We start from the raw sequence: 12,001 nt of genomic DNA, 5'->3' as shown, positions 1-12,001 counted from the left end.
GGGGCCCGGAGGAGAAATCCTCCGGGCCCCTTCGTGTTGCGGGTGCTCGCCTCGTCAGATGAGACCCAGCTCGGTCACGGCGTCACGCTCGTCGACGAGCTCGGCGACGGAGGCGTCGATCTTGGCGCGGGAGAACGGATCGATCTCGAGGCCCTGGACGATCTCGTACCGGCCGTCCTTCACCACGCACGGGAAGGAGGAGATGATGCCCTCGGCGACACCGTAGGAGCCGTCGGAGGGAACCGCCATGGACACCCAGTCCCCCTCGGGGGTGCCGAGCACCCAGTCGCGCATGTGCTCGACGGTGGCGTTCGCGGCGGAGGCGGCCGAGGACAGGCCCCGGGCGTCGATGATGGCAGCGCCGCGCTTCGCGACGGTGGGGATGAAGGTGGACTCGATCCACCCCTGGTCGCCCACCAGCTCGGCGGCGTTCCTGCCCCCGACCTCGCAGTGGAACAGATCCGGGTACTGCGTCGAGGAGTGGTTGCCCCAGATGGTCATCTTCGTGATCTCGCCGACCCCGACGCCGAGCTTGGCCGCGAGCTGGCTCTTCGCACGGTTGTGGTCGAGCCGGGTGAGGGCGTTGAACCGCTCCGCCGGGATGTCGGGGGCGTTCTTCATGGCGATGAGGGCGTTGGTGTTGGCGGGGTTGCCCGTCACGAGGATCCTCACGTCATCGGCCGCGACGTCGTTGAGGGCCTTGCCCTGGGCCGTGAAGATCGCGCCGTTGGCGGAGAGGAGGTCACCGCGCTCCATCCCGGCCTTGCGGGGCATCGCGCCGACCAGCATCGCCAGGTTGGCCCCCTCGAAGACCTTCATGGGGTCGTCACCGATGACGATGTTCTTGACGTTGGGGAATGCGCAGTCGTCGAGCTCCATGACGACACCCTCGAGGGCCTTGAGAGCGGGGGTGATCTCGAGCAGACGCAACTCGATCGGCCGGTCACCCAGCAGTGCGCCACTCGCGATGCGGAACAGCAGGCTGTAGCAGATCTGACCGGCGGCGCCGGTCACAGCCACCTTGACGGGAGCCTCAGTGCTCATCGTGTGGACCTTTCTTTCGACGGTGATGTCCACCACTGAGCCTATCGCCTCGTCCTGCGGGCCGTGAGCCGGATCAGGGGGGCCCTGCCGGGACGAGCAGCGCCAACGCCCCGATGGCGATGCCGAACCCTCCCAGCACGAGGACGTCCAGGGGCCGGCGACGCACCACGAGGAGCCCGGAGACGCGCCTGGGGAGGATGGCCCGGGCAGTGGCGGCGAGGATCAGGGCCCCCGCCATGAGGAGCGCGCCCCGCCGCCAGTGGCCGAATCCCGTGACCACCACCCCGATGACCAGCACCGCGACGGAGGCCAGCAGCGCCCAGGGGCGGCTGGGCAGTTGTTCAGCGATCTTGTCGCGCATGGCGGGCCTCGGCTCGGTCCACGATGTTGCTCAGCAGCATGGCCCGGGTCATCGGCCCGACCCCTCCGGGGTTGGGGGTGACCCACCCGGCCCGCTCCCAGACGTCGGGGGCGAGATCCCCCGTGGTGCGGCCATCGACCCGGCTGACGCCCACGTCGATGCACACGGCCCCCTCACGGATCATCCCGGCCGTGATCATCCCGGGAACCCCTGCGGCGGCGACGACGACGTCCGCGCGTCGGGTGTGCTCGGCCAGGTCCCGGGTCCCGGTGTGGGTGAGGGTGACGGTGGCGTTCTCGCTGCGGCGGGTGAGGATCAGCCCGAGCGGGCGTCCGACGGTGATGCCACGGCCCACGACACACACCTGGCTGCCCTGCCAGTCGATACCGTGGCGACGCACGAGTTCCACGATCCCGCGGGGGGTGCAGGGCAGTGTGGCGGGTTCGCCCAGGACGAGCCGCCCCAGGTTGATGGGGTGGAGGCCGTCGGCGTCCTTGTCGGGGTCGATGAGCGACAGGGCCCACGTCTCGTCGAGGTGGCGCGGCAGCGGCAGCTGGACGATGTAGCCGGTGCAGGCCGCCGATTCGTTGAGTTCCCGGATCGCCTCCTCCAACCGCGCGGCGGAGGCATCGGCGGGCAGCTCGACCTGGATGGACTCGATTCCCACCTGCTGGCAGTCCCGGTGCTTCATCCGCACGTAGTTCTGACTGGCCGGGTCCTCCCCAACCAGGACCGTGGCCAGCCCCGGAACCGTGCCCTCCGCGCGGAGCCGGGCGACCCGGTCGGCCAGTTCGGCCTTGATGGCTGCGGCCGTCGCCTTCCCGTCGAGCACCTGTGCGGTCATGTCACGCCCCTCAGTGGAAGAAGTGTCGGGTGCCGGTGAAGTAGAGGGCGACCCCCCGCTCACGGCACAGGTCGATGGTCTCCCGGTCCCGGACGGAGCCGCCGGGCTGCACGATGGCCCTGATCCCGGCGTCGACGAGGATGCCCGGCCCGTCGGCGAACGGGAAGAAGGCATCCGATGCGGCGACGGAACCGGCGGCCCGGTCCCCGGCACGCTCGACGGCCAGACGGCAGGAGTCCACGCGGTTGACCTGCCCCATCCCGACCCCGACGGAGGCCCCGTCGGCGGCGAGCAGGATGGCGTTGGACTTCACGGCCCGGCAGGCCCGCCACGCGAAGACGAGGTCGGCGAGGGTGGCCTCGTCGACGGGCTCACCCGCCTGCAGTTCCCAGCCGGCCGGGTCGTCCCCGGCGGCGTCGATCCGGTCCGGTTGCTGCAGCAGGGCCCCGCCCGAGATCGGGTGCAGGGTGCGTTCGCGATGGGTGTAGGGGGCGGCTTTCAGGAGCCGCAGGTTCTTCTTCGCCGTGAGGATCTCCAGCGCCTCGGGGTCGAAGTCGGGCGCGATGACGACCTCGGTGAAGACGTCCCTCACCTGTTCCGCCATCTCCCGGCTCACCGGCCGGTTGGTGGCGATGACCCCGCCGAACGCCGAGACCGGGTCACAGGCGTGCGCCTTGCGGTGCGCCTCGGCGATGTCGGCCCCGACGGCGATCCCGCACGGGTTGGCGTGCTTGATGATCGCCACGCTCGGCTCACTGAAGTCGTGGGCGGCCCGGTACGCTGCCTCCCCGTCGGTGTAGTTGTTGTAGCTCATCGGCTTGCCGTGCAGCAGCTCGGCCTGGGCGATCCCCGCCGGGCCGGGCGGGTAGGTGTAGAGGGCCGCCGCCTGGTGGGAGTTCTCCCCGTAGCGCAGCCCCTGGGCCTTGACCCAGGTGGCGCCCAGCCACTCGGGGAAGGAGTCCTCGGGGGGTGTCGCGACGGTGGCGCCGAGCCAGGAGGCGACGGCGACGTCGTAGCTCGCGGTGTGCCGGAACGCGGCCGTGGCCAGATCGCGACGCTGCTGCAGCGTGAACCCGCCCTCGGTGAGGGCCGTCGTCACGAGCGGGTACTGGGTGGGCGAGGTGACCACGGCGACGCTGGGGTGGTTCTTCGCGGCCGCCCGCACCATCGACGGCCCGCCGATGTCGATCTGCTCGATGCAGGCGTCCGCGTCGGCGCCGGAGGCGACCGTCGCCTCGAATGGGTAGAGGTTCACCACGACGAGGTCGAACGGCTCGACGTCGAGCTCCTCCAGCTGGCTCACGTGGCCGGGCAGGCGACGGTCGGCGAGGATGCCGGCGTGCACGCGGGGGTGCAGCGTCTTGACCCTGCCGTCGAGGCACTCGGGGAAGCCCGTCAGCTCCTCGACGGCGGTGACGGGGACCCCCGCCGCGGCGATCCGGGCGGCCGTGGAGCCGGTGGAGACGATCTGGACCCCCGCCTGGTGGAGCCGGGCGGCCAGGTCCTCCAGGCCGGTCTTGTCGTGGACGCTGAGCAGCGCGCGGCGCAGCTGGATCCGGTCGGTCATCTCGTCGTTCCCTCTCGTTGGTCCCAGGAGCGGACGGTCTCCACGAGCAGGCGCCGCTCCACCACCTTGATGCGTTCGTGCAGGGACGCGACGGTGTCGTCGTCCAGCACCTCGACCGCCCCCTGCGCGAGGATCCTACCCGTGTCGATCCCCGCATCCACGAGGAACACCGTGGCCCCGGACACCTTCACCCCGTGGGCGAGGGCGTCGCGGGGGCCGTGCATCCCGGGGAAGCTCGGCAGCAGAGCGGGGTGGGTGTTGATGGTTCGCCCGCCGAACCTGGCCAGGAAGGCCTCGCCGAGAAGTTTCATGAATCCCGCGGAGGCCACCAGGTCCGGGGTGAACCGGTCGACGATGCGGGTGAGGTCGGCGTCCCAGGCCGCCCGGTCGGCGCCCTTGGCCAGCGGGTGGGCGATGGCGGGGATGTCGGCGCCGCGGGCACGCTCCAGCGCCACGGCATCGGGCTGATCGGAGACGACGGCGACGACCTCCGCGTCGACGTCCCCCGAACGGATCGCATCGAGGAGGGCCTGCAGCAAGGTCCCGGAGCCGGAGGCCAGGACCACCACGCGAGTTGTCACGCCCCCACCCTATCCGTCGCGGCCCCGTCGGGTAGCGTGCTGGACATGCCGCATCCTCACGGACACGCACACAACCGGCCGTTCGGGGCCCGCCCGAACCTCGATTTCGACCAGGCGCCGTTCATCGTCATCTGGGAGACCACCCAGGCCTGCGACCTCGCCTGCCGCCACTGCCGGGCCTCGGCCCAGCCGCTGCGCAACCCGGGGGAACTGACCACCGAGGAGGCGATGAAGCTCCTCGACGACGTCCGCCGCTTCGGCCGCGTCGTGTTCGTGTTCTCGGGTGGGGACGCGTTCAAACGCCCGGACATCATCGACCTGGTCCGCCACGGCGCCGAGATCGGGCTGCGGATGGCGATCACCCCGGCGACCACCCCCCTGGCCTCACTCGAGCGGTTGCAGGAGCTCAAGGACGCGGGACTGACCCGGCTCGCTGTGAGCCTCGACGGCTCCAACGCGGCCATCCACGACGAGTTCCGCCGCGTCCAGGGCAGCTTCGATCACGGGATCCGCATCCTCCGCCAGTCGCAGGAGATCGGGCTCAGCACCCAGGTCAACACGGTGGTGCGCAAGGCCAACATCGACGACATGCCCGCGATGTGCGAGCTCATGACGGAGCTCGGGATCGTGTTCTGGGAGGTGTTCTTCCTGGTCCCCATGGGGCGGGCGAAGAAGGAGGACGTCGCGAGCGCCGAGGAGTTCGAGGCGGTGTTCCACCAGCTGTACGACCTCAGCCGGACCGCCCCCTTCGACATCAAGGCGACGGCGGCGCCGCAGTACTCGCGAGTCGTCATGCAGCGCAAACGGGAGGAGGCCCGTCAGGGACTCGACACGGATCTCGACGTGCTGACCTCGGGAATGCACTACTCGCAGCAGGACGGCATCGGGCGCGCCCGGAACGTCAACGACGGGGACGGGTTCCTGTTCATCTCGCACGTCGGCGACATCCATCCGTCGGGTTTCCTCCCCATCAGGGCCGGGAACGTCCGCACCGACGACATCGGGGAGGTCTACCGCAACTCCGATCTGTTCCGGACGCTGCGTGACCGCAGCCAGCTCAAGGGCAAGTGCGGGTTCTGCTCCTACCGCTCCTTCTGTGGTGGTTCACGGGCCCGCGCCTACGCCATGACCGGCGACTACCTCGCCGAGGAGCCGTTCTGCGCCCACGAGCCGCACCGGTGACCCGGGCGCTCAGCGGCGCCTGATCGTCTCCTCGTCCTCATCATCGGGAGCGTCCTCGTCCCGGCGGGCGTGACTCTTGGTCTCCTCGTCGATGACGTCGGGTTCGGACGTGAAGTTCGCCCGGAACGCCTGCCATTCCTCGACGGAGGGCCACTGTCGGCGGATCAGGCCGACGGTGAGACCGGCGAGGAGCCCGGACAGTCCGAGGATGCTGGGGGCGGTGATGGCGAGGTCCCCGAGCCGCACCCCGATCGACGCGAGCCGTTGGGAGCCGAGCCCCCCTGAGGCGAGTCTGGCCAGGGCGACCAGGCCGAACCCGGCGACGACCCCGGTCAGGGCACCGACGAGGGTGGTCTCGTCGAAGCGGTGCGACGGCCGCGCCATGGCGACGACGAGACCGGCGAGCCCTCCGGCGACGACCCCGAAGAGCAGCCACAGCCACAGCACGCCGGGCACCGGCCCGGGGTCGGGGATCGCGCCCAGCACCGGTATGGCGGGCAGGAAACCGACGTCGGTGATGCCCATCGAGATGAGCGAGCCGTCCCCGAGCGTCACCCCGGCCCCCAGCGACCACGCGGTCGCCCACATGACGAGGTTGGGGAGGTAGGCCAGCTGCAGGAAGACGAGGATGACGATCCCGGCGGGTCCGGGGTCGAGGACGTCGGTGATGCCGACGATCCGGTCCCGCTGCAGGTACAGGCTGAGCGCCACGAGGATCGCCCCTGCGGTGAGGCAGACCCCCCAGGCCGCGCCGAGGGCGCGGGGCACCGCGCGCAGCCACACCGGCCACCCTGCTCGTGGATGGAGTTCGATCGCGGACATGGTCCCCCACAGGGAACCGACCAGGGCGACGAGGAGGGATCCGGCGAGCACCCGCGGCGCCGAGGCGCCCGCGACGAAGGTGGCCAGGATCGTCGTGGCCCCGGCCTGGGACACGGTGAACAGCACCACGACCTTGCGGGCGACGGCGGGCGCGTCGACCCACACCTCCCCGGACGGGTCGGGGACCCCGCCGGATCGGGCGGCGTGTCGGGCCGCGAGCGCGGCCAGGGGACGACCGAGCAGGAGCAGCACCACCGTGATGCCGAGCGGGAAGAGGCTGACGCGTTGGCCACCGATCTCGACGGGGGCGCCGTTGGCGAGCAGGAGGAGCCGGTTGGCCAGATCGAGGGCCGAGCTGAGTTCCGCGTTGGGTGAGGTGAGCCAACCCAACACCGCGGGGGCGGCCAGGAGCAGCCAGGCACCGATGACGACGCCCACCCCGCCGATTCCGGCCACCAGATACCACGGGAGCACCACGTGGGGACGCTTGACTGGGGCGGTCGCATCGACATCGACGGCGATCGTCCGGTGCTTGGATGGGCGCTCCGCCAAGGCGGTCTCCTGATCTCGATGGGCAGAAATGGTCGAGTCATGGGTAACCTGTAGGGGTGAAATGCCGCCGAGCGGCGGTATGACATATCCGCATGGAGGTGTACATGACTGACTCCGGCAGCGAGCGTCCCCGCAGGGCCATGGCCCCTGAGGGTGCCGAGCCGGACGGCCTTGACGATACACGTCACGAGGCACCTCGAGGTGCCCGACGCGGCGCTGCGGATGACTTCGATCGTCCCTTCGCCCGACCGGCCGATCCCGACTCCGCCACCTCCATCCCGGCCCCGGTGCTCCCGGAGACCGAGCGTCGCCTCGATCCCCTCCCCCCTGAGGGTCAGCGGGCCTCGGCCGTTCCCCGCCGGTCCGCGGCGAGCACGACCTCGCCGGGCTCCTCGAGCAGTTCCGGCCTCCCCGATGGTGGGCACCCGGCACGTCCCTCCCGCGCGCAGCACGAGGACTCCGAGGACGAGGGCGGCCTGCCCGCCTGGCTGAGGCACCACCGCCGCACCCTCCTGCTGTGGGGCGGCGGCGCGGTCGCCGCGGCGGTCCTCATCGCCTTCGCGATCTTCAACCTGGCCGGCCGCTCCCGCACCGAGGTGGCCGGCACACCCAGTGCGTCGACCTCCTCGGAGGTCCCGCTGGCCACGGCATCGAACCTCCTGGAGGCCTCGGAGGCCACGACGATGGTCCCGGAGGGGACGTGGACCGTCGTCGACACCATCGACTCCCGGGAGGGCAGGAAGGTCCGGCCCGTCTGCCTCGGCAAGGACCTGCCCGACATCAACCCCGTGGTCTCACTCCACCGCACCATCGGTGCGGAGCCCACGGACCTGCAGCTCGCGCTGATCCACGAGATCGACGGCTACGCCAACGTGAAGGCGGCCACGGACATCTACCAGAAGCGGCTGAGCGACCTCGCCGCCTGTTCCATCAACCAGGTTCACATCGTGGGCGCCACCTCGGTGGAGGGCATGGGCGACGAGGCCGTGCAGGTCACCGTCGCGGTCGAGGACACGAAACCCCTCTACCAGAGCATCCTGCTCGTCCGGACCGGCCGGGTGGTCTCCACCTTCGTCGTCAAGCGCGCCGACACCCCGATCGACCCCACCGCCCTCGTGACCGCGGCGACGACGCGGCTGCAGGAGATCTGCTCCACCGCCGAGGGCACCTGCCCCGGAACCCCGGCCGTCGCCCCGACGGTGCCGCCGCCGGTGGATCCCGTCGGCTGGCTCATCCCGGCCGACCTGCCCCGGATCCAGCCGGGTGTCGGCAAGTGGGTCAGGGTCGGCCCGAACGAGGTCACCCTCAAGGGCATCGGGTGCGAGAACATGGCGCTGGACACCGACCCCGGCCCCCAGGAACGGCTCCAGACCACGTTCGTGGAGAACGAGAACCCGCAGACCCCGGAGGGGTTCGGGCTGGATGAGCTGCGGTTCACCTTCCCGGACGAGGGCGCCGCGAACACCTTCGAGTCCGCGCTCGTGGCGAACATCGCCTCCTGTTCCGAACGTGCCAACACGGCAACCGTCTCCGAGTACACGGCCGTGACCGGCGTGGGGGTGGGCGACGCCCCCGTCGCGGCCCGCATGTTCTCCGTCTCCCTGGAGAAGACGGCCGAGGAGAAGGCGTACTACCAGCTCATCGTGACGCGGGCGGGGGCGACGGTCAGCTACGTGCTCGTGACCGTCTCCGACTCCTACCAGTTCTCCGAGGAGCAGCTGGGTCAGGTCGCCATCCGGGCGGCTCAGCGGGCCAGCCAGGCCTGAGAGCGCAGTTCCGCGATGGCGTCGCGGACCAGCTGGGCGGTCTGGCTGGGGGTCTCCCCCACCCGGACCCCGGCGGCCTCCAGCGCCTCCTTCTTCGCGGCGGCGGTGCCCTTGCTGCCCGTGATGATGGCTCCGGCGTGCCCCATCGTCTTGCCCGCCGGGGCGGTGAACCCGGCGACGTAGCCCACGACGGGCTTGGAGATGTTGGCCTCGATGTACGCCCCGGCACGCTCCTCGGCGTCGCCGCCGATCTCGCCGATCATGACGATGACCTCGGTCTCCGGGTCCTCCTCGAAGGCCTGGAGGACGTCGATGTGGGAGGTGCCGACGACCGGGTCGCCGCCGATGCCGACGGCGGTGGAGAACCCGTGGTCACGCAGCTCGTACATCATCTGGTAGGTCAACGTCCCGGACTTCGAGACGAGGCCGATGCGACCCTGACCGGAGATGTGGGCGGGGATGATGCCCACGTTCGACTTCCCCGGCGAGATGAGGCCGGGGCAGTTCGGCCCGATGATGCGGGCCCCGTTGGCCCTCGCCGCGGCATGGAACTCGAGGGCGTCACGCACCGGGATGCCCTCCGTGATGACCACGCAGAGCCCGATCCCGGACTCGACGGCCTCCACCACCGCGTCCTTGGCGAAGCGCGGCGGGACGAAGACGACGGAGACGTCCGCCTGGGTGGCCGCCACGGCCTCGCCCACGGAGCCGAACACCGGCACCGGGTCCTCCTCGAAGAGCACCGACTCGCCGCCCCTGCCCGGGGTGACGCCACCGACGATGCGGGTGCCGGACATGATCATGCGTTGGGTGTGCTTGCGCCCCTCCCTGCCGGTCATGCCCTGGACGACGACGCGGGTGTGCTGGTTGATGAAGACAGCCATGGTTCTCCTGTTCTCAGAGCCCGGAGGCGAGTCGGGCGGCGGTGGCCGCGGCCTGGTCCATCGTGTCCTCGATGCGGATCAGCGGATGGTCGGCCTCCTCGAGGATGGCCTTGCCGACCTCGACGGAGTTGCCGTCAAGCCGGACGACGATGGGAAGGCGCGCCTCGTCGCCGAGCAGTTCCAGGGCGTGCACGATGCCGGTGGCCACGTCGTTGCAGGCGGTGATCCCGCCGAAGACGTTGACGAAGACGCTCCTGACCTGGGGGTCACTCATGATGATGCGCAGGCCGTTGGCCATGACCTGCGAGGAGGCCCCGCCCCCGATGTCGAGGAAGTTGGCGGGTTTCGGGGAGCCGGGGAGGTCACGGCCCGCCCGCTCCACGACGTCGAGGGTGCTCATGACCAGCCCGGCGCCGTTGCCGATGATGCCGACGCTGCCGGAGAGGTGGACGTAGTTGAGGTCGAGGGCCCGGGCCTGCTTCTCCAGCTCGGTCTCCCCCGACGAGGCGTGGTACGCGGACCAGTCGTGCCGGAAGTCGGCGTTGCCGTCGAGGGTGACCTTCCCGTCGAGGGCGCTGAGTGAACCGTCGGCGAGCTTGACGAGCGGGTTGACCTCGACGAGGGTCGCGTCGTTGTCGCGGAACACGCGCCACAGGGCCTGGCAGACCTCCGCGAGGGCGGCGTGGTCCTCCTCCGGGAACCCGGCCCGGGCCGCGATCTCCCTGCCGACGTTCTCGTCGATGCCGGTGTGGGCGTCCAGCGGGAGCCGGACCAGCGCCTCGGGGCGTTCCACGGCGAGGGTCTCGATGTCCATGCCCCCCTCCTTGGAGCACATGGCCAGATAGCAGCCGGCCGCGCGGTCGAGCAGGATCGAGAAGTAGTACTCCTCGGCGATCTCGGCCGCGGGACACACCATGACCTCCTCAACCGTGTGGCCCTTGATGTCCATGCCGAGGATGCCCCGGGCGATCTCGGCGAGTTCGTCGTAGCCGCGGGCCAGCTTCACCCCGCCGGCCTTGCCCCGTCCCCCGGTGCGCACCTGGGCCTTGACGACGACGACCTCCGCCCCCAGATGGGCGCGGGCCGCGACCGCCTCGTCGGGGGTGCGGGCCACGATCCCGGGCAGGACCGGGAGCCCCGCCTCCCCGAACAGCGCGCGTGCCTGGTACTCCAGCAGATCCATGTTCCGGCTCCTGAATCAACGTTGATGGCCTGGGCAGGCACACCTTAACCTCTCGCCCTCGACAGGGTCCAGCAGACGACCCGGAGAGCCCCCGCGCCACGACTTTGTTCATTCACTTTGAGAACAAGCTGAGAATTGCTAAGGTTTCCCCGGTTGGTTCCTCGCAAGGAGATGACTTTGAAGATCAACGAACCGCGACGGGTGGCACGTCGCGCCATTGAGGTCGACGAGGACGCCGAACTCGACATCGTCGAGGCCACGATCGCAACCCCCTCAAGGCGGGGCCGCGGTCGGTTCAGCCGCTCAGCCATCGCAGCAGGCGCTGCGGGTGCGGTCATGGCCTCCGCTGTCTTCGGCTGGGCATGGAGCGCACGCTCCGCGGACGCGGACTCCGTCAGCGAGGCCGTGGCCTCCGAATTCGCCGTCCCCGAGGGCGCCGCCAGGGCCGTCGAGAACGGTTTCGTGCCCAACGAGGAGGACACCTCCCGCTCCGCGATCCGCAGCAACCTCGACTCCGCCGTCGCGGACCAGGCCGCGAAGGACCACGCGCAGAACCTCGACTCCACCTACAACGACACCACCAACGCCGTCGCCAACGAGACCGCCGCCGAGCGCGAGGCGAAGATGGAGGCCGACCTGAAGCTGGTCGCCGCCCAGGAGGAGAAGATCAAGGAGGAGAAGAAGGCGGCCGCCGAGCGCCTCGCCGCCGCCGAGGCCGCCCTGAAGAAGCAGGGGGTGGACACCTCCAAGATCTCCGCGGACGACCTCAAGGCCGCAGGCTCCAAGGGTGCGTCCCTCCCCCTGAAGCCCGGCACGTTCCGGCTCGGCCCCCGCTTCGGACAGCACGGCCTCTGGGCCAGGTACCACACCGGCCAGGACTTCGGCGCCCCCGCCGGCACCGAGATCTACGCCGCCGCCTCCGGCATCGTCATCAGCCCGACCAGCGGCGGCTGGGCCGGGATCAACGTCGTCATCTCGCACGCCAATGGCGGCTCCACCCTCTATGCCCACATGTCGCGTTCCGTGGTGTCTCCGGGGCAGAGTGTTCAGGCCGGGCAGCTCATCGGCTACGTCGGGAGCACCGGCAACAGCACCGGCCCCCACCTGCACTTCGAGTACTACCCGAAGGGCACCACCCCCGGCAACGTCTATGTCGCCTCGGACCCGCTGGCCTTCCTCAGGTCCCAGGGCGTCGACATCTGACCTGAACCCAGC

The 12,001-nt window shown here is 70.4% G+C and carries 11 protein-coding genes; 3 read left to right on the top strand and 8 right to left on the bottom strand.

Going from position 1 to position 12,001, the window contains the following annotated elements:
• Positions 1–54: 54 nt before the first annotated feature.
• From EII35_RS02610 to purN, 5 genes are all read right to left on the bottom strand, one after another.
• Entirely contained in the window at positions 55–1,044 is a 990-nt protein-coding gene (locus EII35_RS02610) for a malate dehydrogenase (RefSeq protein ID WP_125226907.1), read from the bottom strand.
• A gap of 73 nt (positions 1,045–1,117) precedes the next feature.
• Positions 1,118–1,405 (bottom strand): DUF3017 domain-containing protein, encoded by a 288-nt coding sequence (locus tag EII35_RS02605; RefSeq protein ID WP_125226906.1) that lies wholly within the window; start codon positions 1,403–1,405, stop codon positions 1,118–1,120.
• Positions 1,386–2,249, bottom strand: a complete 864-nt coding sequence (locus EII35_RS02600) for a bifunctional methylenetetrahydrofolate dehydrogenase/methenyltetrahydrofolate cyclohydrolase (protein WP_125226905.1) — start codon at positions 2,247–2,249, stop codon at positions 1,386–1,388. The genes EII35_RS02605 and EII35_RS02600 overlap by 20 nt, the downstream gene beginning before the upstream one ends.
• A gap of 10 nt (positions 2,250–2,259) precedes the next feature.
• A complete protein-coding gene (gene purH / locus EII35_RS02595) occupies positions 2,260–3,816 on the bottom strand; it encodes a bifunctional phosphoribosylaminoimidazolecarboxamide formyltransferase/IMP cyclohydrolase (protein WP_125226904.1) in 1,557 nt (518 codons plus the stop codon).
• The gene (gene purN / locus EII35_RS02590) at positions 3,813–4,397 is read right to left on the bottom strand and encodes a phosphoribosylglycinamide formyltransferase (RefSeq protein WP_125226903.1); all 585 of its coding nucleotides are present in this window, start codon (positions 4,395–4,397) and stop codon (positions 3,813–3,815) included. The genes purH and purN overlap by 4 nt, the downstream gene beginning before the upstream one ends.
• 45 nt (positions 4,398–4,442) lie before the next feature.
• Here purN and EII35_RS02585 point away from each other — a divergent pair, with 45 nt between their 5' ends.
• Positions 4,443–5,579: a TIGR04053 family radical SAM/SPASM domain-containing protein gene (locus tag EII35_RS02585; protein ID WP_125226902.1), complete on the top strand. Its 1,137-nt coding sequence runs from the start codon at positions 4,443–4,445 to the stop codon at positions 5,577–5,579.
• A 9-nt stretch (positions 5,580–5,588) separates the two neighbouring features.
• Here EII35_RS02585 and EII35_RS02580 read toward each other — a convergent pair whose 3' ends face one another.
• Positions 5,589–6,953, bottom strand: coding sequence for a cell division protein PerM (locus tag EII35_RS02580; RefSeq protein ID WP_125226901.1), 1,365 nt, complete (start codon positions 6,951–6,953; stop codon positions 5,589–5,591).
• Between the two features lie 104 nt (positions 6,954–7,057).
• On the opposite strand from EII35_RS02580, the gene EII35_RS02575 reads away from it, so the two are divergent.
• Positions 7,058–8,719 (top strand): hypothetical protein, encoded by a 1,662-nt coding sequence (locus EII35_RS02575; protein ID WP_125226900.1) that lies wholly within the window; start codon positions 7,058–7,060, stop codon positions 8,717–8,719.
• Here EII35_RS02575 and sucD read toward each other — a convergent pair.
• Positions 8,698–9,603, bottom strand: coding sequence for a succinate--CoA ligase subunit alpha (gene sucD, locus EII35_RS02570; protein ID WP_125226899.1), 906 nt, complete (start codon positions 9,601–9,603; stop codon positions 8,698–8,700). The genes EII35_RS02575 and sucD overlap by 22 nt on opposite strands.
• A 13-nt stretch (positions 9,604–9,616) precedes the next feature.
• Positions 9,617–10,786, bottom strand: a complete 1,170-nt coding sequence (sucC, locus tag EII35_RS02565) for an ADP-forming succinate--CoA ligase subunit beta (protein WP_125226898.1) — start codon at positions 10,784–10,786, stop codon at positions 9,617–9,619.
• Between the two features lie 171 nt (positions 10,787–10,957).
• Here sucC and EII35_RS02560 point away from each other — a divergent pair, with 171 nt between their 5' ends.
• Complete coding sequence (locus EII35_RS02560; RefSeq protein ID WP_125226897.1) at positions 10,958–11,989, top strand: M23 family metallopeptidase; 1,032 nt, start codon at positions 10,958–10,960, stop codon at positions 11,987–11,989.
• The last annotated feature ends 12 nt before the right edge of the window (positions 11,990–12,001 follow it).

The sequence above is a fragment of the Arachnia propionica genome, assembly GCF_003932785.1.
Lineage (GTDB): Bacteria > Actinomycetota > Actinomycetes > Propionibacteriales > Propionibacteriaceae > Arachnia > Arachnia propionica_B.
This window is presented reverse-complemented; position numbering and strand designations above follow the sequence as displayed.